The organism is Bacillus sp. T-10(2022) (assembly GCF_056502895.1).
Map to the genome: position 1 here is coordinate 2519838 of NZ_CP113518.1, position 23385 is coordinate 2543222.

At 43.2% G+C, this 23385-nt stretch carries 25 protein-coding genes; 24 read left to right on the forward strand and 1 reads right to left on the reverse strand.

Features of this window, described 5'->3' with window-relative positions; all coding sequences use genetic code 11:
• The first annotated feature begins 4 nt into the window (after positions 1-4).
• The 12 genes from OSJ91_RS12280 (at position 5) to OSJ91_RS12335 (ending at position 10697) form a co-directional block, all read left to right on the forward strand.
• Positions 5-1117 carry a cobalt-precorrin-5B (C(1))-methyltransferase gene (locus OSJ91_RS12280; protein ID WP_350302418.1) on the forward strand — a complete coding sequence of 371 codons (1113 nt, stop codon included), beginning with the start codon at positions 5-7 and terminating at the stop codon, positions 1115-1117.
• On the forward strand, positions 1101-2315 hold the full coding sequence (gene cbiE / locus OSJ91_RS12285; RefSeq protein WP_350302853.1) for a precorrin-6y C5,15-methyltransferase (decarboxylating) subunit CbiE: 1215 nt from the start codon (positions 1101-1103) through the stop codon (positions 2313-2315). Before OSJ91_RS12280 ends, cbiE begins: the two co-directional genes overlap by 17 nt.
• Positions 2308-3015 (forward strand): precorrin-2 C(20)-methyltransferase, encoded by a 708-nt coding sequence (gene cobI / locus OSJ91_RS12290; RefSeq protein ID WP_098371853.1) that lies wholly within the window; start codon positions 2308-2310, stop codon positions 3013-3015. The genes cbiE and cobI overlap by 8 nt, the downstream gene beginning before the upstream one ends.
• Positions 3012-3788 (forward strand): precorrin-4 C(11)-methyltransferase, encoded by a 777-nt coding sequence (gene cobM, locus OSJ91_RS12295; protein WP_318291661.1) that lies wholly within the window; start codon positions 3012-3014, stop codon positions 3786-3788. Before cobI ends, cobM begins: the two co-directional genes overlap by 4 nt.
• A complete protein-coding gene (locus OSJ91_RS12300) occupies positions 3785-4909 on the forward strand; it encodes a cobalt-precorrin 5A hydrolase (protein WP_350302419.1) in 1125 nt (374 codons plus the stop codon). The genes cobM and OSJ91_RS12300 overlap by 4 nt, the downstream gene beginning before the upstream one ends.
• Before the next feature lie 16 nt (positions 4910-4925).
• Positions 4926-6317: a cobyrinic acid a,c-diamide synthase CobB gene (locus tag OSJ91_RS12305; protein WP_485891698.1), complete on the forward strand. Its 1392-nt coding sequence runs from the start codon at positions 4926-4928 to the stop codon at positions 6315-6317.
• 39 nt (positions 6318-6356) lie between these two features.
• Positions 6357-7166 (forward strand): uroporphyrinogen-III C-methyltransferase, encoded by an 810-nt coding sequence (gene cobA / locus OSJ91_RS12310; protein ID WP_350302421.1) that lies wholly within the window; start codon positions 6357-6359, stop codon positions 7164-7166.
• Positions 7145-7708, forward strand: a complete 564-nt coding sequence (locus OSJ91_RS12315) for a nitroreductase family protein (protein WP_350302422.1) — start codon at positions 7145-7147, stop codon at positions 7706-7708. Before cobA ends, OSJ91_RS12315 begins: the two co-directional genes overlap by 22 nt.
• A gap of 14 nt (positions 7709-7722) precedes the next feature.
• On the forward strand, positions 7723-8259 hold the full coding sequence (locus tag OSJ91_RS12320; RefSeq protein WP_485891699.1) for a cob(I)yrinic acid a,c-diamide adenosyltransferase: 537 nt from the start codon (positions 7723-7725) through the stop codon (positions 8257-8259).
• 12 nt (positions 8260-8271) lie between these two features.
• A complete protein-coding gene (locus OSJ91_RS12325; protein WP_485891700.1) occupies positions 8272-9789 on the forward strand; it encodes a cobyric acid synthase in 1518 nt (505 codons plus the stop codon).
• A 165-nt stretch (positions 9790-9954) separates the two neighbouring features.
• Entirely contained in the window at positions 9955-10227 is a 273-nt protein-coding gene (locus OSJ91_RS12330) for an HU family DNA-binding protein (protein WP_063233522.1), read from the forward strand.
• A gap of 302 nt (positions 10228-10529) precedes the next feature.
• Complete coding sequence (locus tag OSJ91_RS12335; RefSeq protein WP_153246085.1) at positions 10530-10697, forward strand: hypothetical protein; 168 nt, start codon at positions 10530-10532, stop codon at positions 10695-10697.
• Here the strand turns inward: OSJ91_RS12335 and OSJ91_RS12340 are convergent.
• Entirely contained in the window at positions 10694-11473 is a 780-nt protein-coding gene (locus OSJ91_RS12340) for a protein kinase domain-containing protein (protein WP_485891701.1), read from the reverse strand. The genes OSJ91_RS12335 and OSJ91_RS12340 overlap by 4 nt on opposite strands.
• A 270-nt stretch (positions 11474-11743) precedes the next feature.
• Between OSJ91_RS12340 and OSJ91_RS12345 the strand changes: the two genes are divergently transcribed.
• From OSJ91_RS12345 to OSJ91_RS12400, 12 genes are read left to right on the forward strand one after another with little or no spacing between them, the layout of a single operon-like run.
• Positions 11744-12211 carry a flavin reductase family protein gene (locus OSJ91_RS12345; protein WP_485891702.1) on the forward strand — a complete coding sequence of 156 codons (468 nt, stop codon included), beginning with the start codon at positions 11744-11746 and terminating at the stop codon, positions 12209-12211.
• An 11-nt stretch (positions 12212-12222) separates the two neighbouring features.
• Positions 12223-13704: a 4-hydroxyphenylacetate 3-hydroxylase family protein gene (locus OSJ91_RS12350; protein ID WP_485891703.1), complete on the forward strand. Its 1482-nt coding sequence runs from the start codon at positions 12223-12225 to the stop codon at positions 13702-13704.
• A gap of 34 nt (positions 13705-13738) precedes the next feature.
• Positions 13739-14488: an IclR family transcriptional regulator gene (locus tag OSJ91_RS12355; RefSeq protein WP_350302427.1), complete on the forward strand. Its 750-nt coding sequence runs from the start codon at positions 13739-13741 to the stop codon at positions 14486-14488.
• Between the two features lie 38 nt (positions 14489-14526).
• Complete coding sequence (locus OSJ91_RS12360) at positions 14527-15087, forward strand: 3-hydroxyanthranilate 3,4-dioxygenase (RefSeq protein ID WP_485891704.1); 561 nt, start codon at positions 14527-14529, stop codon at positions 15085-15087.
• Positions 15072-16097: an amidohydrolase family protein gene (locus tag OSJ91_RS12365; protein WP_485891705.1), complete on the forward strand. Its 1026-nt coding sequence runs from the start codon at positions 15072-15074 to the stop codon at positions 16095-16097. Before OSJ91_RS12360 ends, OSJ91_RS12365 begins: the two co-directional genes overlap by 16 nt.
• Positions 16081-16542, forward strand: coding sequence for a RidA family protein (locus OSJ91_RS12370; protein WP_427600923.1), 462 nt, complete (start codon positions 16081-16083; stop codon positions 16540-16542). The genes OSJ91_RS12365 and OSJ91_RS12370 overlap by 17 nt, the downstream gene beginning before the upstream one ends.
• Positions 16543-16591: 49 nt before the next feature.
• Positions 16592-18067: an aldehyde dehydrogenase gene (locus OSJ91_RS12375; protein ID WP_485891706.1), complete on the forward strand. Its 1476-nt coding sequence runs from the start codon at positions 16592-16594 to the stop codon at positions 18065-18067.
• A 16-nt stretch (positions 18068-18083) separates the two neighbouring features.
• Positions 18084-18866, forward strand: a complete 783-nt coding sequence (locus OSJ91_RS12380; RefSeq protein ID WP_485891707.1) for a 2-keto-4-pentenoate hydratase — start codon at positions 18084-18086, stop codon at positions 18864-18866.
• On the forward strand, positions 18859-19764 hold the full coding sequence (locus OSJ91_RS12385; RefSeq protein WP_485891708.1) for an acetaldehyde dehydrogenase (acetylating): 906 nt from the start codon (positions 18859-18861) through the stop codon (positions 19762-19764). The genes OSJ91_RS12380 and OSJ91_RS12385 overlap by 8 nt, the downstream gene beginning before the upstream one ends.
• Before the next feature lie 34 nt (positions 19765-19798).
• Positions 19799-20818 (forward strand): 4-hydroxy-2-oxovalerate aldolase, encoded by a 1020-nt coding sequence (dmpG, locus tag OSJ91_RS12390; protein ID WP_350302434.1) that lies wholly within the window; start codon positions 19799-19801, stop codon positions 20816-20818.
• Positions 20815-21588, forward strand: coding sequence for a 2-keto-4-pentenoate hydratase (locus OSJ91_RS12395; RefSeq protein WP_485891709.1), 774 nt, complete (start codon positions 20815-20817; stop codon positions 21586-21588). The genes dmpG and OSJ91_RS12395 overlap by 4 nt, the downstream gene beginning before the upstream one ends.
• 25 nt (positions 21589-21613) lie before the next feature.
• Positions 21614-22975: an MFS transporter gene (locus OSJ91_RS12400; protein ID WP_485891710.1), complete on the forward strand. Its 1362-nt coding sequence runs from the start codon at positions 21614-21616 to the stop codon at positions 22973-22975.
• Positions 22976-23385: the final 410 nt, after the last annotated feature.

The following is a 23385-nucleotide window of genomic DNA, read 5'->3' on the forward strand; positions in this document are numbered from 1 at the left end:
AAACATGGAAAAGAAAGTGAAAAAAGACCCCTCACAAATGCGTCATGGATATACGACGGGAGCATGTTCAACAGCTGTGACCAAAGCGGCATTGACCGCTTTGATCACGGGGGATGCACTAGAGGAGGCAACCATTTCCTTGCCAATCGGCCGAGATGCTACTTTCACTATTGAGAAATATGAAATATCGGAAAATGCGGTTAGTGCAGAAACGATTAAAGATGCCGGAGATGATCCCGATGCCACACATTTGGCCCATATTATCTCTACTGTCAGCTGGTCGGATGCACCTGGGATTATCTTGGATGGAGGGACCGGAGTTGGTCGTGTAACCAAACCCGGTCTTCCCGTTCCAGTTGGAGAGGCCGCGATTAATCCTGTACCGCGCAAAATGATTTTAACCACTGTGCAACAAACATTGGAAGAATTTAAGATCAATAGAGGAGTGAAGGTCGTCATCTCCGTGCCCGCAGGAGAAGAAATAGCGAAAAAAACATTAAATGGCCGCTTGGGGATTGTAGGAGGCATTTCCATTTTGGGAACAAGGGGCACTGTCGTCCCTTTTTCCAGTTCCGCCTATATGGCAAGTATCGTTCAGGCCATCAGTGTCGCCAAAGCGAGTGGGTGTGAACATCTTGTTTTAACGACTGGCGGGCGCAGTGAAAAGTATGCCATGGGTCTTCTCCAGGATTTACCTGAGGAAGCCTTTATAGAAATGGGTGACTTTGTAGGCTTCTCACTTAAGCAATGTAAGAGGCAGGGGATTAAAAAGGTATCACTGGTCGGCATGATGGGGAAATTCTCCAAAGTGGCCCAAGGTGTGATGATGGTGCATTCAAAAAGTGCCCCCGTCGACTTCGGCTTTCTATCGGAAATAGCCCAAAGCGTCGGAGCTGATGATGATCTTGTTCTTGAAATCAAGAATGCAAACACAGCGTCACAAGTCGGGGATATGATGTCAGCCATTAATAATTTTGACTTTTTTAATAAACTATGTGAATCCTGCTGTCACTCTGCCATTAACCAAGTGAAGGGCGGCATTGAAATGGAAACGGCGATTTATTCGTTGAAAGGACAATTACTGGGAAGGGCTGTTGGAATTGAGTCAATCGATTAAATTAATCGGGATAGGGGATAACGGTCAGGAAAGCTTGCTGCCCCAATATGCCCAATGGATAGAAGAAAGTGAAGTGCTGGTCGGAGGTGAGCGGGTCTTATCGTTTTTCCCGAACTATTCTGGCAAAAAGATTGTCATAAAGGGCGGTTTGAAAAAGGTGGTGGAACAACTGCAGGATGAAACTCGTCCAACAGTGGTTTTAGCTTCCGGTGACCCAATGTTTTATGGAATGGGAGGCTATCTTTCCAGCAAAATCAACATGGAGGTTTACCCATATTTCAGTTCAATTCAGCTTGCTTTTGCAAAAATGGGGGAAAGCTGGCAAGATGCCTTCCTCGTTAGCATTCATGGCCGCAGTATGAAAGGGCTGGCACAAAGGATTGATGGGAAAGCGAAAGTTGCCTTGCTTACTGATAGTGAAAATAGCCCCAATCAACTGGCAAAATATCTCCTTTCATTCGGAATGACGGAATACCGGGCATTTGTGGCTGAAAATCTTCAAGGGGAAACCGAAGAATCTGGCTGGTATGAACTTGATGAAATGATGGAGCGGGAATTCTCCCCGTTGAATGTCGTCATTTTGAAAAGAAAATCAGAAGGTCCAAGCTGGTCCTTGGGGATAGAAGATGAAGAATTTTCGCAGCGAAAGCCGGACAAAGGCCTCATAACCAAAAAGGAAATTCGGGTATTAAGCCTGCATGCGTTGAAACTCAGAAAAAACAGCATAGTTTGGGATGTTGGGACGTGTACGGGCTCAATGGCAATTGAAGCTGCCAAGCTTGCATCCGAAGGTCAAATTTTCGCGATTGAAAAAAATGAGCCTGATTTAGAAAACTGTTATCAAAACCAACGTAAATTCCGTACCGATATAACGGCGATTCATGGTAAAGCCCCGGAGGGATTGGAAAATTTCCCTGATCCTGATGCGATCTTCATTGGCGGGACTGGCGGCGAAATGGGAGAGCTGATCAACACTTGCTGCAAACGGCTTAAAGAAGGCGGCAGGATCGTTCTTAATGCTGCGACGATTGAGAATCTTTACCGGGCTAATGAGGCATTTGCGGAAGCTGGTTTTCACACTTCCATCATGCATGCGCAAATCTCCAGAAGTAAGCCAATATTGGGAATGAACAGATTTGTACCTCTTAATCCGGTTTATATCATTACTGCACAACGAAAGGAAGACATGAATGAGTAATCTTGGTACATTATATGGCCTTGGCGTGGGCCCTGGCGATCCAGAGCTAATTACAGTAAAGGCATTTCGCGTGATTCAGGAATCTCCGGTCATTGCGTATCCCAAAAAAAGAAAAGGGAGTAAAAGCTACGCCCATCGCATTGTTGAAGTTTACATTCGTCCTGAAGAAAAGGATATGCTGGGCCTTGTTTTTCCGATGACGAAAGATCAAGCCATTTTGGATCGGGAATGGAACGGAACGGTGGAAAAGGTTTGGCAAAAATTAAATGAAGGTAAAGATGTTGCTTTCGTTACGGAAGGCGATCCGCTTTTATATAGTACGTTCATACATATGATGAAATTGATGCAGGAGTTGCATCCCGAAGTCGAAATCAAGACAGTCCCGGGCATTTCTTCCTTTAATGGATCAGCGTCAAGGCTGGGCATCGCCTTGGCTGATGGTGATGATCATGTTGCAATAGTTCCTGCAAGGGATGATTATGAAGCGATGAAGAAGGCCATCGAAGATCATGATGCCGTGGTGTTCATCAAAGTGGCAAAGGTCATCGATTTAATGATTACCGTTTTAAAAGATTTGGACTTGCTTGAAAAGGCCTCGGTCGTAACCAAAGTCACTTCCGATGAGGAAGTGATTTGGAAAGTGAGTGAATTGGAAGGACTTGAACTAGAATACTTAACATTGATGGTGGTGAGAAAATGAAGATATATATTGTAGGTGCCGGCCCGGGTGACCCGGATTTGATTACTGTAAAAGGATTGAACATTCTCCAAACGGCTGATGTGATTTTATATACGGATTCATTAGTGAATGAAGAATTGATTGCTAAGGCAAAACCAGATGCCGAGGTGCTGAAAACGGCTGGAATGCATTTGGAAGAAATTGTTGGCATCATGGTTGATCGTGTTAAGGAAGGAAAGATGGTTGCCAGAATCCATACAGGGGATCCTGCCATGTACGGTGCAATCATGGAACAAATTGTCCTATTGAAGAAAGAGGGTATCGGTTATGAGGTGATTCCTGGCGTAAGTTCGGTGTTCGCCTCAGCAGCGGCAATAGGAGCAGAGCTGACCATCCCTGATTTAACCCAGACACTTATATTAACGAGGGCTGAAGGACGTACGCCTGTTCCGGAATTTGAGAAGTTACGTGATTTGGCAAGTCATCACTGTACGATTGCCCTTTTCTTGAGTGCGACCTTGACCAAAAAAATCGTTAAAGAACTTCAGGAAGCCGGTTGGAAGGATGATACACCGGTTGCAGTCATTCAACGGGCAACATGGCCGGACCAAAAAATCGTCCGCACCACGTTAGTGAACTTAGATGATGATATGCGTCAAAATGGCATCCGCAAGCATGCGATGATTTTGGCTGGATGGGCTTTGGACCCTGACATCCATGATAAAGATGAATACCGTTCCAAACTATATGATGCGAGTTTTACCCACGGTTTCAGAAAAGGTGTTAAACCATGATCATTGAATTGAAAGAAGCGGAACTTGCTCCCATTAAACGGTCCCACACTTATGCGATCGTAGCGATTACAAAGCATGGTGTCGAGCTGGCACGAAAATTACATACCGTTTTTTCGAATTCCGATCTTTATTACATGAGCAAGTTTGAAAAAGGGGACGAAGAGCATAAACAGATCCAGCTTTTTTCGGGCAGTGTCCGTATGCTATTGCCAGCTTTATTCAAGGAATATAAGGGAATCATATTAATTATTTCACTCGGGGCAGTCGTGAGGATGATTGCACCAATTTTGAAGGATAAGAAAACGGATCCAGGTGTCGTTGTCATTGATGACAAAGGAGAAAATGTTATCAGTGTACTTTCAGGGCATCTGGGAGGGGCAAATGAACTGACTAAGGAAGTTGCTGCAGCCCTTGATGCAAGAGCTATAATCACCACGGCTTCGGATGTACAAAAAACGATTCCTGTCGACTTATTCGGCCAGCGCTTCGGCTGGATTTGGGATTCCGCAGAAAAATTGACTCCAGTAAGTGCGTCCGTTGTAAATGAAGAGCATGTTGCCGTTGTACAAGAATCAGGTGAACGGAACTGGTGGTCTTATGATACGGCATTACCTGAACGAATTATCATATACCCATCCATTGAAGAAGCGCTTCAAGCAAAGCCGCAAGCAGCTCTGGTCGTGACTCACCGCATGCTTAAGCAGTCGGAAAAGAGAATCCTGGAAAATGGAATCGTATATCGTCCAAAGGTCATTGCTCTTGGTATCGGGTGCAATAGGGGAACGGCGGCTGCTGAAATTGAGCAGGTGATTGCAGAAACACTAGCCGATTTATCATTTTCATTAAAAAGCGTTAAGGCGATCTGTACAATTTCCTTAAAGAAAGACGAACTTGGCTTGATTGAAGTAGTTGAAAAATATGGCTGGGAATTCGTGTATTATGAACCGGAAGAGCTTAATCAAGCCAAAATCGAAGCGCCTTCGGATACAGTATTTAAATACACGGGTGCATATGGTGTGAGTGAACCGGCTGTGAGGATTTATACTAAAGCCGAACAATTGGAGCTGGTTAAGAAAAAATCGGGGAACGTAACCATATCAGTTGGGATCATTCCTTTTTAAGGAGGGAGAAAAAAATATGAACGATAGAAGATTGGTAATTGCAGGTACCGGAAGCGGTGTCGGTAAAACGACATTGACCATCGGAATCATGGCAGCCCTCCAGAAGAAAGGCTATACCGTTCAAGGGTTCAAATGTGGTCCTGACTATATTGATCCTACTTATCATACCGCAGTTACAGGACGGGTTTCACGCAATCTTGACAGTTGGATGTTTGAACATGACACTGTCAGAGAAATTCTTAATAAAGCAGGTGCCGGGGCTGATATATCGATCATCGAAGGAGTCATGGGCTTCTTCGATGGCAAAAGTCCTTTAGCCAATACAGGATCGACGGCTGAAATAAGCATCATTACGCAAAGCCCTGTCCTGTTGGTAGTCAACTGTGCCAGCATGGCACGGAGTGCAGCTGCCATTGTAAAAGGATTTCAGGACTTTTCGACCGGCCCGAACATCATTGGGGTCATTGCCAATCAAGTGGGAAGTGCAGGTCATTACAAAATTGTCAAATCAGCCATTGAGCAAGAATGCAATGTACCGGTGCTCGGTTATATGAAGCGGGAAATGGATATTGATATTCCAAGCCGTCATTTAGGTTTAATTCCTGCTATTGAACGCGGTGAACTTAACCCTTTTTTCGACAAGCTTGCACAATTGGTCATGGAAACGATCGATATCGATCAGTTGTACCGTTTGTCCAAGACAAGCTCCGTTACCAGCGGAAACTCAAATATTTTTCAACCCAAAAATGAAAAGGACGTGTGCATTGCCGTCGCAAAAGATGCAGCCTTCAATTTTTATTATCAGGAAAACCTTGAGCTGCTTGAAGCATTTGGGGCGAACATCAAATATTTTTCTCCTTTAAAAGGGGAAGAAGTTCCATTGGATGCCGATGGTTTATACCTTGGTGGCGGTTTTCCTGAGGAATTTGCAGCTGAACTTTCCGGTAACATGGGTGCCATAAAATCCATCAGAAGCTCCATTGAAAAGGGGATGCCGACTCTAGCGGAATGTGGCGGTTTCATGTTTTTGAGCAAATCGATTGAAACAACTTCCGGAGAAACGCATCAAATGGCAGGAATGATACCGGGCAGGATTAAAATGCAGAAAAAGCTTGCAGCACTTGGGTATCGTGAAATTAAAGGAACTCCAGGCAATTTTTTAATCAATGATATGGAGCAGGCAAAAGGTCATGAATTCCACTACTCGACATTTGAAGCGGATGATGATCTTACACATGCTTATGAAGCCAAAGGCAGATTCGGTTCGAAACAAGAGGGGTGTGTATTGGGCAATCTTGTTGCAGGTTATACTCACTTTCATTTTGCTTCAAATCCAACACTAGCAAAGAACTGGATCAATGCTTGCTTAAAACAAAAAAACAGATCTGCCCATGAAACTATCAACTAGGAAAAAGGTATTTTTTGAAGCTTAAGAGGAGGCGCGAGCATGAAACCGGGAAAAGTTCACCTGGTCGGTGCGGGTCCCGGAGATCCGAAACTGATTACGGTATATGGACTGGAATGTATCCAAAAGGCGGATGTCATTGCATATGACAGGCTTGTCAATCCAGAACTATTAAACTATGCAAAAGAAGATGCAGAACTGGTGTATTGCGGGAAATCACCAGGGAAGCATCATCTCATTCAAAATGAAATACATGAACTTTTAGTGGAAAAAGCCTTACAGGGGAAAAACGTCACCCGTCTAAAGGGTGGAGATCCATTTGTCTTTGGGCGGGGCGGTGAGGAAGCGGAAATACTGGCTGCTAACGGGATTGAATATGATATCGTCCCAGGAATCACAGCGGGTATCGCAGCACCGGCTTATGCGGGCATCCCGGTAACCCACCGTGAACATGCCTCAAGTTATGCAATTGTGACAGGCCATGGCCGTGATTACAAGGGGCAGGATAACCTGAATTGGCAGGCATTGGCTCAAGGCATCGATACCATTGCCTTTTATATGGGAATAGGTAATATGCCGTTCATCTGTGAAAAATTGATGGAGCATGGCAGGGACGGTAAAACGCCAGTGGCCATCATTGAATGGGGTACGACAGATAAACAAAGGACGATTACCGGCACCTTAAGTTCGATTTCCTTGAAGGCTATAACAGAAGAAATTCAAAATCCGTCAATCTTTCTAGTTGGGGATGTCGTCCAATTAAGAGAAAAAATCCAATGGTTTGAAAGAGTGATTGAATCAGAGTCCATTAAGGAAGGGAATGAGTTGGAATGTCCATCATTCAAGAATTGAAGGAGCGCCGGGCAATAAGGAATTACGAAGAAAAAGAAGTGGAAGACGAAAAAATCAGGCAGTTATTGGAAGCGGCTACCTATGCTCCTAACGACCGATTGCGTGAACCTTGGAGTTTTTATGTTATCAAGGGGGAAGCGAAGCACCGTTATGAGAGATTGGCAGAAAGGTATTTACATGAACGCTTTCCGACCAAACCAAAATTGATTGACAGTTCACTGGAAGTTGTAAAGACGACACCGCTTATCATTGTCGTGACTTCTGACATTTTACCTGACGATCCAGATTCATCCGAAGACAATGTATTCGCTTCTTGTTGTGCCGTCCATTCGATGTGGCTAGCCGCAAAAGAACTTGGTCTTGGATTCGTTTGGCGCACTAGAGGAGTGGGTCTTGTCAGGGATGAACGCCTGCACGAATTTATCGGTTCACCGGAAAACAAAAAAGTGATCGGCACCATTTTTGTCGGATACCCTAAAGGCGATCAACCGGTTCCTGCTACTAAAAGGACTTCATACATAGAAAAAACAGTTTGGCTATGAAGGTAGGTGAGTGAGTGGCACGCAGAGGATTAATGCTTATTTATACGGGAAACGGGAAGGGGAAGACGACTGCCTCATTAGGGGTGACTTTAAGGGCAATCGGCAGAGGAATGACTGTTAAATACCTTCAGTTCATTAAATCTCCAGAGCGTACTTATGGGGAAGCATTGGCTTTGAGAAAATTAGGAGTTGAAATGGAACAGTTAGGTATTGGTTTTACATGGACCAAAACACCAGAAGAACATCGTGATGCCTTATCGTTAGCTTGGGAAAAGGCGAAACGGGCCCTTGCTGATCCGGATATTGATTTACTTGTTTTGGATGAGTTGAACAATGCGTTAGCGATCTCCAAATTCCCGATTGAAGATGTCTTGCCATTGGAGGAAGTCATCGATGCCATTCGAAATCGTCCCGCTCATATGCATATAGTCATTACCGGCAGGGATGCCAGGCCGGAGCTTATGGAAATGGCGGATTTGGTTTCATCGATCGACGCGACCAAGCATTATTATGACGAGGGTATCGGCGCTGTCAAAGGATTAGAGTTTTAGGGGGTGAACGTAATGAAGGCACGATCCATCATGATACAAGGGACGTCATCTGATGTTGGGAAAAGTTTGATTTGTACGGCATTTTGCCGGGTATTTTCCAATAAAGGATTACGTGTCGTCCCATTCAAATCACAAAACATGGCTTTGAATTCTTATGTAACCTTGGATGGCGGTGAAATCGGACGGGCACAGGGAGTACAGGCGGAAGCAGCACGGATCACGGCAACGACCGATATGAATCCGATATTACTGAAACCGAAACAGGATATGGTTTCGGAAGTCATCGTGCACGGAAAGCATTTCCTTGATATGAATGCAAAAAGCTATCGGTCCCAATTTGTCCAGGAAGCCATGCCCATCATCCGTAAATCGGTGGAAAAACTTCAAGATGAATATGACATCATTGTACTCGAAGGGGCAGGAAGTCCGGCTGAAATTAACCTTAAGGACCGGGATATAGCGAATATGCGAATGGCTAAACTCGCAGATGCAGCTGTCATTTTAGTGGCCGATATTGATCGTGGTGGAGTATTTGCGTCCATTATCGGGACACTTGCCTTATTGGATCAAGATGAACGAGATAGTGTAAAGGGCATCATCATCAATAAGTTTCGTGGCATGCGTGAATTATTGGACGATGGCATTGAATGGTTGGAAAAGGAAACCGGGATTCCGGTTCTCGGGGTGCTGCCCTTTCTAGACGTGAATATAGAAGCGGAAGATTCACTTGCCCTCTCTTCCTTACGTTTTAAAAAACCTAAAAAGGCTGAGTTTCCGATTGATGTTGCCGTCTTGAGATTTCCGCGGATCTCCAATTTTACAGATGTGGATCCTTTTTTTGATGAACCCGGAGTAGGTGTCCGACTGGTAAGCAGTGTCCATGAATTAGGTAATCCCGATCTGTTAATTTTGCCGGGTACAAAAAACACGATGGAAGATTTAGAGTGGTTGAAACGTATGGGATTGGATCGGGCCATCAATGAACTGCGGAAACAAGGAAAGATGATATTCGGCATATGCGGCGGTTTTCAAATGCTAGGGACAAAACTTTTTGATCCCGACGCGGTCGAGGGTGACGGTGAGAACGCGGAAGGGCTTTCGCTTCTTCCGGTGGAAACCATTTTTCAAGCAGAAAAGAAAACGGTACAAATGGAAGGTGTCCTTTCTGCCGGGATAATGAAAGGTCAAATGAATCTTAACGGTTTCGAAATACATTTAGGCAGAACGACATTGAAGTCACAAGTAAGGCCCTTTCTTTTATTGAAGGATGGAAGAGAGGATGGAGCCATTTCCAATGACAACAAGGTAATGGGAACATATCTTCATGGGATATTCCATAATCGCTTGTTCACTAGATTACTAGTTAACCAAATTCGACGGGACAAGGGGTTGGAAGAAGTGAAGGAAAACGTTCAAAGCGACTCGGAGCGCAGGGAGGAAGCTTACAATCTCTTGGCTTCCCATTTGGAGGAGAACATTGATATGGATACGATCTATCAATGGCTGCAGCTGGAAACTGCAGAAAGTTGAAAAGGTCATTAGGTTAATGTGATCAAAGCCCTTTTACCTTTAAAAAAGATCAATTTAGAGCGATAATTCCTTTTATTTAGCCATTTTAAGTGACAGAGGCATACAAGATATGTTATGTTGTCTACTCTACATACTTTATACAAAATAAAAGGATGAGGTGTTCATATGAATAAAACAGAATTAGTGAGCAGTGTTGCAGCACAAGCTGAACTGACAAAAGACGACGCAAAAAAAGTAGTGGACGCATTGTTTGAAACAATCACAGCTACACTTGCTAAAGAAGAAAAAATCCAATTAGTTGGTTTTGGTACATTTGAAGTGCGTGACCGCGCAGCCCGTACAGGAAGAAACCCGCAAACTGGCGAAGAAATACAAATTGCAGCTAGTAAAGTACCTGCTTTCAAAGCAGGTAAGGAATTAAAAGAAGCTGTAAAATAAAAGAGTAACGAAAAAAAACCTGGCGATGCGATATTCGCCAGGTTTTTTGTATACTTTCTGGTTTAAATTGCGCTTGGAAGGCAGTGAATGACAGTCATTTTTATATATTCGGTGCCATTTTCAAACGGAGGCGTATAGGGCGTTCTCATGACCAACAATGGAAGAAGCCCACTCCATGAAGCGGTAATGGAATGTAACACAAATGAAAAAAAATTATAGTACTTATTAGTAAGGTTTATACTGTGACTATGTTAGGCTAAGTAATAACAAGTTTTAAAACCAAAATAAAAGAGGTGAAAGATATGCTGAAGAAAATAATGAAAAAAATCAAACAGCTTTCCCAAGGCAGCAGTGAGCGAAGACATGGTCATTATCGCCGAGGCAGCAGCAGTAGCAGCCGAGGCTACAAAAGGTATCCCATGAGTGGAAGTGACCGCTACAAGAGAAAAGGGCGCGGCAGCAGCAGCTAATGCAATTTCTCTAATGCAGCTTGCAGATCCAATGAGATTTCACTGATATCTGAATAAGGTTCTTGGATGCCTAATAACCTTTTCAGGATATGCACGGTTTCTTTTTCTAACGAAAGCTCTTCTGTCCAAGGAAGAGCCTTTTTATTTTTGGCTGAGTACGTCGTATAAAGTACATATAGAAGTATTTCTCCCAAGTCGTAAAAATCCTGCCGTTTCAGCTCCAAAATGGATTCCTTTGCAAAATCGGCCGTAACGTTCATTTTAGACAAACCAAAGTCTATCAAAATAGGCTCATGGCCTTTAATTAAAATATTTGGAATACGCAAATCTTGATGGTATATGTCATGGTTGTGTAGATAAGATACTAATTCGACCAGATCTTCAAGAAAAAATAGAGACTCTTTCTCATTGAATGTTATATGATTTAAGAAAATATGGTCTTCTAAATTATCCCCTTCAATGAAATTCATCACAAAATAAACATTCCCGTCATGTGAAAATTTCTCGTGAAATATGGGCATGTTTTTGTGATTTAACATACGTAATATGGAAATTTCATTTTCAAACTGTTTCAGCTCTTTTTTGCTGCGGCGTTTACTTCTCCGAAGTTGTTTGATCACTTTATTCTCATTCGTTTTCAAATCCGTGCAATGATAAACAATCCCGTAGCTTCCTGTTCCAATTACAGTAGTGATTTCGTAGCGGTTTTGTAAAACCACTCCTTTTTTTAAAGGTATATCTACAAAAAATTGATAGATCTTTCTAAAGGTACGCAAAATGGAAACTTCCCTCACCACTTTCATCTATTCAAGTCAAGACCAAAAAAGTCCATTATTAATTAAGCTGGAAATATGAATGAACATGGATAGTTTAACACTGATTTTTGATAATGCGGTAATGAAAGTCTTTTCTTCGGGGAGTTCTTTTGATAGTTCACAATTAAAAATAAATTTTTCCTATAATTTCACATTATGAAATTATATGGGTTTTTAAAAATATTAAGTTTACTATAATGAATTCATAATAAAAGAGTAGGAGGTGATAAGATGGATGGGCGCGAGTTGAGAAATTGCTTTGGTAAATTCCCAACCGGAGTCACGATAGTGAGCTGGTTTGATGGGAAAGTTCAAAAGGGGATTACTGTGAATTCATTTACCTCGGTTTCCTTGGATCCCCCGCTTGCTTTAGTATCAATTCATAAAGAAGCAAAAGCCTGCACGAGCATGAAAGACAAATCTTTTACCATTAATATCTTGTCGGATGAACAGGAATCCATAGCATGGCAATTTGCAGGCAGTAAACAGGATACGATTGAAATTGACTGGGATAACAAGGGGTTTTCGCCAAAAATAAATGGAAGTGTTGCCTGGATGGAATGCAAACCATGGAGAGAGTATGATGCTGGTGATCATGTATTGTTCATCGGTGAGATCCAGGAGTTACAATTCGAAGATTTGGAAGCGCTTACTTTTTATCAAGGGAAAATGGGGTCTGCTAAACAACTTGTAAAATAAGGGGGATTCTTATGGGCATTAAAACCGGCGAAGAATATATTAATAGAATTAAATCAAGGAAGCCAGAAGTCTGGCTTGGCGGAAGAGTGGTTGAGGATATTTATAATGAGCCAATTTTTAAACAGCCGATACAAGAAATTGCAAAGTTGTATGACATTCAACATGACCCGGAATATCAAGATGAAATCACCCACATTTGCAAAGAAACCGGAGAACGTGTTAACAATGCTTTCATATTCCCGAAGACATCGGAGGATTTGCAAAAAAGAAGTAAATTATTTGAAGTGTATGCAAGGATGACATATGGACTTATGGGGAGAACGCCGGACTTTTTAAATGTCGTGGTCACTTCCATGGCACATAACTCTTGGTTTCTTGATAAATACAACAAAGACTGGTCAAAGAACATCAAGGATTATTATACCTATATTCGTGACAATGATTTATTCTTAACGCATGCGATCATTAATCCTCAAAATGATCGAAGCAAGCAATCTCATGAGCAAAAAGAAACATATACCCACTTAGGGACCGTTGAGGAAAAAGAAGAAGGAATACTTGTACGCGGTGCAAAAATGTTAGCAACCCTGGCACCGATCACCGATGAGGTGATTATCTATTCTTTCCCAGGATTCACACCAGGGGATGAACGTCATGCGGTAGCATTTGCATTGCCGATCGATACGCCTGGACTGCGTATAATCTGCCGGGAACCAATGCAGGACGGAACACGCTCGATGTTTGACCATCCACTTGCCTCACGCTATGAGGAAATGGACGCCCTGCTTGTATTCAATGATGTCCTGGTTCCTTGGAACCGCGTCTTCTTATACAACAATGTGGAGGCGGCAAACCGCTTGTATCCAATGACGGGGATCGCTGAACAGCCTGCTCACCAATCGGGAGTGCGTGGATATATTAAACTGGCATTTGCCGTTGAGGTTGCTTGTAAAGTGGCAGACTCTATCGGGGTTGATGGATTCCTTCATGTACAGCGTGATTTGGGTGAACTTGTTCAATCCGTCGAAGTCATCCGTTCACTGCTTCGGGTAGCGGAATATGAGTACACGATCAATGACTACGGTGAGGCCCGGCCAAATCCGGATGCATTGGAAACGATTCGCGGCTTCCTTCCGGAGATGTATCCCCGTGCCATAGAAGTGATACAGACCATAGGAGCTGGAGGGCTTTTGATGTCTCCGACAGGGGCCGACTTTGATAATCCGGAATTGCGAGTAGATATCGATAAATATTATGGAGGACGAAGCGGGGTTTCAGCGGAAGAGCGCGTTCGGGTGTTTAAATTGGCTTGGGATTTATGCGGGGAAGCATTTGGGCAGCGCCTACTTCAATACGAACGCTATTACACGGGTGATCCAGTTAGGAAAAGAGCGATTTATTATAATAAATATAAGAAAAACAAGACCTTTACCATGGTGGATGAGGTGCTTAACAAACCGATGCAAATAGCCATCGATGCGGTTAAACAGTAATTTTTATAGTTGAATAAGGAGGGGGGGGACCGTCATGATCTCGTCCGTTGAGAAGCTAATAAAGATACTTGATTTATTCACAAATGAAGAACCCTCACTTGGAAATAAGGAAATAGCTGAAAAATTGAATATGAGTCCGAGCTCATCCCATCATCTAGTGAAAACGATGTGCAAGGATGGGATGCTGATCCAAGGCAAAGATCGAAAGTACCGGCTTGGTTGGAAGTTACTTGAGTGGAGCAGTAAAGTCATGTATCAGCAGGATATTCATTATGAGGCAGGTCCAATTATCAGTAATCTTGTCCTGCAATTTAGAGGTAATTCTCACATCGGTATGTTTCACGAAGGCGAAGTCAGGTTTGTGATGAAAATGTCGTCCCCTCATGCCGAGCATATGACCACATATATAGGAGCAAGAAAACCAGCTTATTGTACGAGCACCGGGAAAGTATTACTTGCCTTTAACCCATCCTTCATTCAGCCTACGCTTGCAAAAGGGCTATTGAAGCACTCAACTAACACGATCACTTGCATTAATAAATTGAATGAAGAGTTAAAGGACATCCGCAAACAAGGATTTGCGATTAGTGATGATGAAAATGATTATGGGTTATATGGTGTGGCAGCACCCATTAAATCCTATAATGGCCAAGTCATTGCGGCACTTAACCTCGTCGGGGACCGAAATTATATGATTGGGAAAGAAAAAACGAGAATTATTCAGTCGGTAATTCGTTCGGCACAAATGATTTCAAAACAAGTTGGTTATATGTCGCTAGTGTGAATTTTTTGACTATTATGAAAACTGGAGGTAGTTTATTTATGAAAGGATATGCTCAATCTTCAAAATTACAGGCTAGATCATTAAATCTAATGAAAGTTATTGAAGACAATAAAAATTTATTGAAACCGCCGGTTAATAACAAAGTGCTTTGGGAAGATTCCGAATTCATTGTCATGCTACTGGGTGGTCCGAATTATCGGCGTGATTTTCATGTAGACCCTTCTGATGAGCTATTTTATCAGATAAAAGGCTCCTGCTATGTAGAATGCATCAACCAAAACGGCGAACGCGAAGTAGTGGAGGTGAAAGAAGGGGAAATGTTCATGCTGCCGGCTGATGTACCCCATTCTCCTCATCGTGTATCTGATACTTACGGAATTGTCATAGAACGCAAGCGTGCTAAAGATGAGCTTGAAGAGTTTGTTTGGTTCTGCGGGAATTGTAACCATGAGATGCACAAAGTTACGATCCAATTGACGAATATTGAGATCCAGGTGAAAGAAGCCATCGAGGCTTTCAACGGTAGTAAAGAACTTCGCACCTGTAGTGAATGCGGTCATGTCATGTCAGAAAACGTTGAGGCTTGGAAATGCGAATAGATTTTCATACACATATTCTTCCGTTGGACCTCCCGGACTTAACCGGTAAATTTGGTCAGGGACGCTGGCCAGTACTAGAGCGGAAATGTTCTTGCGGGGCGGATATCATGGTAAGCGGAAAGCTGTTCAGGAAAGTGACTGACCAGGTATGGGACCCAGAAAAACGCATTCAGGATATGAATGCCGAAGGTGTCGATATGCAGGTGCTCTCACCGGTGCCAGTGACATTTTCATACTGGGCGCCAATTGACCAGGCGCTATATATGTCACAGTTCCAGAATGATTTCATTGCTGAGACTGTGAACAGGCATCCTGACAGGTTCATCGGTCTCGGTACTGTACCGCTTCAGGATTTGAAAGTGGCAATTGGTGAAATGGAACGCTGTAAATTTGAGCTTGGCCTGGCGGGAATCGAAATCGGTACTAACGTAAACGGAGAGAATCTGGATTCACCTGTTTTATTGGAATTCTTCCAAATGGCTGAAAAATGGAATGTCCCGCTGTTTATACATCCATGGGAGACAATGGCAAAAGACCGAACGGAACGGCATAACCTCATGTATACAGTGGCGATGCCGAGTGAAACGGCATTGGCGGCAGCAAGCATTGCATGGAGCGGCGTCATGGAAAAGTTCCCGGATCTGAAAATCTGTTTTGCACATGGCGGGGGCTCATTCCCATATATTTTACCGCGGATCGATCAGGGGTGGGAAGTATGGCCTGAATTAAGAAAAACATCAATGCCACCAAGCCATTATGCACAAAAGTTTTATTTCGACTCCCTGAACTATGATACCCGGAATATTCAGTATCTGATTGACCGTTTTGGATATAAGAAAGTGCTGATGGGTTCCGACTATCCATTTTTATTGAGAGAAAAGCCTCCAGGTCAAGTGATTGATGACGCTCTAATTCTTTCAGATGAAGTGAAAGCGAATCTTCTTGGTCGAAATGCATTGAGGTTTTTAAATTTGGAATCGCGAGGGGAGAAGCATGGAAAAACAGATTAAAGCGCCAGAACAAGTGCTTGAGGAACTTGGGATCATGCTAGAGCCGCCAAGGGAAGCGGTCGGCAACTATGTCAGCCACGTCCGGGTGGGAAATCTGATTTTCACATCCGGACAAGGTGTTGATGATTTCCACGGCAAGCTTGGCAAAGAGCTGACGGAAGAAGAAGGGTATCAGGCAGCGAGGCAGTCCATGATTAATCTTCTGAGGGTGCTTAAGGATGAGCTTGGAGATCTATCCAGAGTGAAGAAGGTAATCAAAATTCTCGGAATGGTAAATTCAACAGAAAATTTCACAGGACAGCCTAAAGTATTGAATGGTGCATCAGATCTGCTTGTTGCCGTGTTTGGAGAGAGGGGCAGACATGCCCGGTCAGCAGTGGGGATGGCCCAGCTTCCAAATAACACTGCAATTGAAATTGAAATGATTGTGGAAATACAAGATTGAGGCACTTGATTTCTAAGCCAGTGTCTTAATTAAAGGGGAGGGATGTTTCATGCAAGCAGCAAAAGCTAGTATAAATACAGCTAAATCGATAGATTGCCGGCACTTTATTAATGGGGAATTCCTGAATCCAAATCAATCCAAGATTTTTGACAATATCAATCCCGCAACGGAAGAAAAACTTGGATGGGTTGCAGAAGGAGGTATAGAGGAGGTGAATCAGGCTGTTTCTGCAGCAAGACGTGCGCTTAAAGGTCCTTGGAGATCTTTTACCGATAATGAACGCTCTGCGCTTCTAAGGCGTATCGGCGATCTCATTTTGGAAAAGAAAGAAGAACTGACAATGTTGGAAACCCTTGATACAGGGAAACCATATAGCCTTGCACTTGAAATGGACATCAAGCGTTCAGCTCACAATTTTCACTTTTTCGCGGACTATATCACTGCACTTGGTAATGAATCCTACAATCAGAACAACATTGCGCTTCATTATTCTATTAGGCGGCCCGTAGGCGTGGTAGGAATGATAAATCCGTGGAATTTACCTTTGCTATTGTTGACGTGGAAATTGGCACCGTGCCTGGCAGCTGGCAATACAGCGGTTATGAAACCAGCTGAACTGACACCGATGACAGCGACAAAGTTAATGGAAATATGCAAGGAAGCGGGGGTTCCCGATGGAGTTGTCAACCTTGTGCATGGATATGGTGTAAATTCAGCAGGAGCCGCTCTAAGTGAACATCCGGACGTCGATGCGATTACATTCACAGGGGAAACAAAAACGGGAACAGCGATCATGAAAGCTGCCGCTCCCACATTGAAAAAAATCTCTTTTGAACTGGGCGGGAAAAATCCGAATATTGTATTTGCTGACTCGAATCTTGATGAAGTAATCGAAACGACATTGAAATCAAGCTTCATGAATCAAGGTGAAGTTTGTTTGTGCGGATCACGAATCTATGTTCAGCAGGGTTTGTATGACGAATTCCTTGAAAAGATGGTCGCGCGAACAAAAAAATTAAAAGTCGGTGATCCGTTTGATTCCGATACGGAAGTAGGAGCTGTAATAGGAAAAGAACATTATGACAAAGTGATGAGTTACATTGATTTGGCGAAAGAAGAAGGGGCGAGAATATTAACTGGAGGAAGAAGAGCAGGACAGTTTGAAAAAGGGTTTTTCATTGAACCGACAATCATTGCCGGAGTTACGCGTGAATCCCGTTGTGTACGGGAAGAAATTTTTGGTCCTGTGGTAACGGTCATGCCTTTCGAAACGGAAGAAGAGGCACTGGAGCATGCCAATGACACACATTACGGACTGGGGGCAACGATCTGGACCAATGATTTAAGGAGGGCGCATCGTGTCGCTTCTAAAATAGAAGCGGGCATTATCTGGGTGAATACCTGGTATTTACGTGATTTGCGTACACCTTTTGGGGGCATGAAACACAGCGGCATCGGCCGCGAAGGCGGATCGCATAGTTTCGAATTTTACAGTGAATTGTCTAACGTCACGATTAAATTATAAAGAAGGAGGGAGGTTCATGATCGTTAGTTTAACAGAATGGTCTGCCAGGTTTTTGAAAGCGGAAAAAACAGGAATGGGAATATCGGCCCCCACCAGTGAAATTCCGGATTTGGATGTGGAGGATGCCTATCAAATTCAGCTTGAAACGATTCGAATGAAAACCCAGTCCGGTCTGGAAGTATCAGGTAAGAAAATAGGCTTGACTTCCAAGGCTATGCAGGAGGTTCTGGGAGTGAATGAACCAGATTACGGACATTTACTTGATGCGATGGAAATAGAAAATAACGGCTGTATTTCGAGTTTGCGGTTAATCCAACCAAAAGTGGAGGCAGAAGTAGCTTTTATATTAAAGAAAGATTTACATGGCCCCAATATTACCGTTGATGATGTAATGGAAGCAACTGATTATGTGGTTGCTTCGATCGAAGTGGTTGATAGCCGGGTGAAGGATTGGGAGATTAAACTTGCTGACACTGTGGCGGATAATGCATCATCGGGCTTATATATACTGGGGAATCGCAAAATTCATTTGAGTGAAATCGACCTCCCTTCCATTCAAATGAGACTATATAAAAATGGCGAATTCATGAATAAAGGTACAGGTGAAGCAGTACTTGGAAATCCAGCAACGTGCGTAGCCTGGCTAGCAAATGAACTGCATCGTTTTAAAGGTTCATTGAAAGCGGGCGAAGTCATTTTATCCGGTGCATTATCCGCAGCAATCGAAGCGAAACCGGGTGACCGTTTTTCTGCTGACTTTGGAGAAAAACTTGGAAAGGTATCGGTTAATTTTGAGTGAAAGGAGCACAGCGGCCTTGAAAAAACTAAAAGTAGGCATTATAGGTTCAGGGAATATCGGCACGGACTTAATGATGAAAATTCATCGGTCGGATGTTCTGGAAATGTCGGTGATGATCGGTATCGACACGGAATCGGAGGGTTTGAAGAAAGCTAGGATTCATGGACATCATGTCATTGCAAATGGCATGGATGGATTTTTGGAAAGGCCGGAGCTTGCAGATATTTTATTCGATGCCACATCTGCGAAGGCGCATGTTTTTCACTGCGAAGCCTTGAAAAGGATGAACAAGAAGCTGATAGACTTGACTCCTGCAGCAATCGGACCGTTCATTGTTCCTTCCGTGAATTTAAAAGAAAATTTGAATGAGGCGGTTGTTAACATGATCACATGCGGCGGTCAGGCGACAATCCCCATCGTTCATGCGATCAGTCAAGTGGCCCAGGTCGAATATGCCGAAATAATAGCGACAATTTCCAGCAAGAGTGCCGGCCCCGGAACCCGTGCAAATATTGATGAGTTCACACAAACGACGGCAAGGGCCCTGGAACAGGTGGGTGGAGCGAAAAAGGGGAAGGCTATTATTCTGTTGAATCCGGCCGAACCGCCACTCATCATGAGGGATACGATTCATTGTCTGCTTCAATCGGATTCCTTTGATGTGAAAGCAATAACAGCGTCCATAAATAAGATGGCGGAAAAAGTTTCTGAATATGTTCCAGGATACCGCCTGAAGACAGAGCCGATATTTGATGGGAAACAAATAACAGTCCTTCTGGAAGTGAAAGGGTTAGGAGATTTTCTCCCCGTATATGCAGGTAATTTGGATATAATGACGGCTTCAGCTGTAAAAGTAGGGGAAGAAATCGCTAAAAGCCAATTCGAACACTATGTTTGAAAAAGATAATCGGAACTGTAAAGGTGGGGTTCATTTGCGTAAAGATGTATTGGTGACTGAAGTTGCATTGCGGGATGGGAGCCATGTAGTGGCACATCAATTCACCATCGATCAAGTAAAGAACATGACTGGGAAACTTAGTGCTGCAGGTGTCCCTTATATTGAAGTGTCGCATGGAGATGGACTGGGCGGATCATCTTTACAATATGGTTTTTCAAAAGTGAATGATATTGAATTGGTGAAAGCCGCTGTTGAAGCTGCTGGCCAATCGGTTATTTCAGTACTTTTAATCCCTGGTATAGGGACAATCGACCAATTAAGAGAAGCCGCTCACGTTGGGGCGAAAATGGCGCGGATTGCAACCCATGTAACGGAAGCGGACGTCTCAAAGCAACATCTGGAAGCAGCGAAACATCTCGGTATGGAAGCAATCGGGTTTTTAATGATGTCTCACATGGCATCACCGGAAAAACTACTTGAGCAAGCCGTTTTAATGGAATCCTATGGAGCGGATGCTGTGTATGTTGTTGATTCGGCCGGTTCTTTTTTGCCCCAAGATGTGAAGGCGCGGATCCGTTTACTACGATCAAAGCTTAAAATTGATATTGGTTTTCATGCTCACAATAACTTATCGCTCGCTATGGCAAATTCACTTATGGCAATTGAAGAAGGGGCGAATAGAATCGATGGCAGCATCCGCTGTCTTGGTGCAGGTGCTGGTAATACCCAGACGGAAGTGCTTGTTGCCGTTCTGGATAGGATGGGTATCCGTACCGAAATTGACTTATATAAAATGCTTGATCTTTCGGAGGAAGTTGGAAATACAATCATGCCCAAGCCCCAGGAAATAACGGACTCTAGTTTAATCATGGGTTATAGTGGCGTGTACTCCAGCTTTTTATTGCATGCAAATAAAGCGGCGAAAAAGTATGGAGTTGACGCCCGGGATATTTTGATGGAGCTTGGTCGACAAAAAGTGGTTGGTGGTCAGGAAGATACCATAATTGAAGTAGCTGAGCAAATGGCATTTCAGAAAGAAGGGACTTTAAGATGAAACTAGATCAACTGGCAAAACGGGTAGCCGAATCGCAAAAAAATGGTCGTGAAATGGATAAGCTTACATTATACAATCCTGAACTAACAGTAAATCAAGCGTATGAAATTCAGAAGTTGAGCATTAATGAGACACTTACTGGTGATAACAGATTGATCGGATGGAAGATGGGCTTGACGAGCAAAGCCAAACAACAGCAAGTAGGGGTAGAGGAAGCAATCTATGGCAGGTTGACATCTGACATGGAACTAACTAAACCAGTATTAAAAGTTGGGGAACTCATTCATCCGAGAGTGGAACCTGAATTTGCTTTTTTGTTCAAGGACGAACTGAAAGGTGCAAATATAGCGGCGAAAGATGTCTGGCCGGCTGTAGAATGTGTATTTCTTGCTCTTGAAGTTATTGACAGCCGTTATAAAAACTTTTCTTTTACACTTACCGATGTAGTAGCGGATAACGCATCCTCAGCCAAAATCCTGCTTAGCAATCAAGCTTATTCACCGTATCACACGGACTGGGCTCAAGCAGAAGTTACGCTTTATCAAAATGGTGATATGCAAAAGAGGGGTCGCGGTGAAGCTGTGCTCGATCACCCGATTCATTCGATTGTGGAGCTTGTAAAAATGATTAACCGGGAAGGACTTTCCATCCAGGCTGGAATGATTGTTTTAGTAGGCGGAATTACAGATGCCGTATCGATACAGGCAAGCGATGAAATAATAGCAGATTACGGTGAACTAGGGCAACTGACATTACATGTTATAGCGTGAAATATGGCAAAGAGGAGGGAATATATTGCGTGAGGTCAATGCTTCGGAAGTGGTAGGTAATAGTAGATTTGGCCGTTTTCATATAATGGTCTTCATGTGGTGTTTGTTCGCAATTACCTTTGATGGATTTGATATAGCCATGTACGGAGTAGGTTTGCCTTTGATGATGGAGGAATGGAACTTGACGCCAGTCGAAGCTGGCGGAATTGCAAGTTACTCATTGTTCGGTATGATGGTGGGAGCACTCATTTTTGCACCTCTTGCGGATAAAATAGGGAGAAAAAAAGTGCTTGCCATCTGTATATGTCTATTCAGTGTTTTTACATTACTTTCAAGTTTTGCCCCGGATCCTGCCTTTTTCTCGGTTATGCGATTTATAGCGGCCTTGGGAATGGGAGGATTAATGCCAAACGTCATCTCCCTAATGGCGGAATACTCACCCAAAAAGAATAAGGTTCTCATTGTAACCGCTATGTACTGCGGTTATTCTATCGGAAGCATACTCGCTTCTTTAATTGGAATGTATGTGATGGAACAAATGAGTTGGAGGGTTTTGTATTGGATAGGGGCGCTTCCCTTGCTGGCACTGCCATTCTTCATGAAGCAATTTCCTGAATCGCTTTCCTATTATGTTATTCGAAAACAAGGAGAAAAGCTTGCTGGAATTCTGAATCGCATTGATCCAGACGGCGACTATAAAGAGTCGGACGATTATGAGTTTGCCAAAGTCCAAGAAAGGGCAAAGGGCTTTCCAGTCAAGAAACTCTTTGAAAATAAGCGCTCTCTTAGCACATTTGCGTTTTGGGTAGCTGCCTTTAATTGTTTACTTATGGTATACGGACTCAATACATGGTTACCCAAAATCATGCAGCAGTCCGGATACGGCCTTTCATCCAGTTTATCTTTCAATCTTATATCGGGAATAGGACAAATTGGCGGATCGATAATTGGAGGGTATTTAGTTGGGAAAATAGGCCATAGAAGAGTACTTTTATCCCTCTGTGCCATGGGTACGGTCTGTTTTGTCATATTGGGTTTGACCTCAAATGCAGCAGCATTATATATTCTGATCGCTTTTGGAGGGGCCTGTACAGTCGGCACGATGAATTTGGCCAATACGTATATATCCGAGTATTATCCGCGGGAGATAAGGTCCACCGGGATAGGTTGGGCGTTGGCTTTTGGTAGAATTGGAGCGATTGTTGCCCCAACATTAATAGGATTACTGCTCGCTGCTAACTATTCACCACAAAATGCATTCATGGCCTTCACGGTTCCTAGCATAATGGCTGCCTTGGCGTTACTCGTTGTGAAAGAGAGGTATGGCAGCTATGATAAACTACAGCTTGAGGAAAATATAAAACTAAAAGCTACATCGGATGTATAATATTGTTCTTTAGTAGATGGCCTATATGTCAGCGGACAGTCATGCAACTGTTCCCTGCCATATAGGCTATTTTTAGAGAATAAAAGATTTCACGAGTAAAGTTTGAGAATTCACGAGTAAACCAGCTAAATTCACGAGTAAACAGGCCAAACTCACGAGTAAAACAGCCAAATTCACGAGTAAAACGGCCAAACTCACGATTAAAGCAGCTAAGCTCATTAGTAAAGCAGCAGAAATCCCATGTAAACATCAATTTCACGAGTAAAACGTCCAAACTCACGAGTAAAACAGTTAAATTCACGAGTTAAACGGCCAAACTCACGAGTAAACGGGCCAAACTCACGAGTAAATTACGTAATGAAACCCATTGATTAAAGTGCCGTTAAACTGCTGGGTAAATGGGGGTTATG

Coding starts and splice junctions, on each gene's coding strand:
- OSJ91_RS12315 (WP_350302422.1), top strand. CDS start 7,145: ATGTCCATCATTCAAGAATTGAAGGAGCGCCGGGCAATAAGGAATTAC.
- OSJ91_RS12350 (WP_485891703.1), top strand. CDS start 12,223: ATGGGCATTAAAACCGGCGAAGAATATATTAATAGAATTAAATCAAGG.
- OSJ91_RS12345 (WP_485891702.1), top strand. CDS start 11,744: ATGGATGGGCGCGAGTTGAGAAATTGCTTTGGTAAATTCCCAACCGGA.
- OSJ91_RS12305 (WP_485891698.1), top strand. CDS start 4,926: ATGAACGATAGAAGATTGGTAATTGCAGGTACCGGAAGCGGTGTCGGT.
- cobA (WP_350302421.1), top strand. CDS start 6,357: ATGAAACCGGGAAAAGTTCACCTGGTCGGTGCGGGTCCCGGAGATCCG.
- OSJ91_RS12360 (WP_485891704.1), top strand. CDS start 14,527: ATGAAAGGATATGCTCAATCTTCAAAATTACAGGCTAGATCATTAAAT.
- OSJ91_RS12280 (WP_350302418.1), top strand. CDS start 5: ATGGAAAAGAAAGTGAAAAAAGACCCCTCACAAATGCGTCATGGATAT.
- OSJ91_RS12335 (WP_153246085.1), top strand. CDS start 10,530: ATGCTGAAGAAAATAATGAAAAAAATCAAACAGCTTTCCCAAGGCAGC.
- cobM (WP_318291661.1), top strand. CDS start 3,012: ATGAAGATATATATTGTAGGTGCCGGCCCGGGTGACCCGGATTTGATT.
- OSJ91_RS12330 (WP_063233522.1), top strand. CDS start 9,955: ATGAATAAAACAGAATTAGTGAGCAGTGTTGCAGCACAAGCTGAACTG.
- OSJ91_RS12395 (WP_485891709.1), top strand. CDS start 20,815: ATGAAACTAGATCAACTGGCAAAACGGGTAGCCGAATCGCAAAAAAAT.
- OSJ91_RS12370 (WP_427600923.1), top strand. CDS start 16,081: ATGGAAAAACAGATTAAAGCGCCAGAACAAGTGCTTGAGGAACTTGGG.
- OSJ91_RS12300 (WP_350302419.1), top strand. CDS start 3,785: ATGATCATTGAATTGAAAGAAGCGGAACTTGCTCCCATTAAACGGTCC.
- OSJ91_RS12355 (WP_350302427.1), top strand. CDS start 13,739: ATGATCTCGTCCGTTGAGAAGCTAATAAAGATACTTGATTTATTCACA.
- OSJ91_RS12325 (WP_485891700.1), top strand. CDS start 8,272: ATGAAGGCACGATCCATCATGATACAAGGGACGTCATCTGATGTTGGG.
- OSJ91_RS12380 (WP_485891707.1), top strand. CDS start 18,084: ATGATCGTTAGTTTAACAGAATGGTCTGCCAGGTTTTTGAAAGCGGAA.
- cobI (WP_098371853.1), top strand. CDS start 2,308: ATGAGTAATCTTGGTACATTATATGGCCTTGGCGTGGGCCCTGGCGAT.
- OSJ91_RS12375 (WP_485891706.1), top strand. CDS start 16,592: ATGCAAGCAGCAAAAGCTAGTATAAATACAGCTAAATCGATAGATTGC.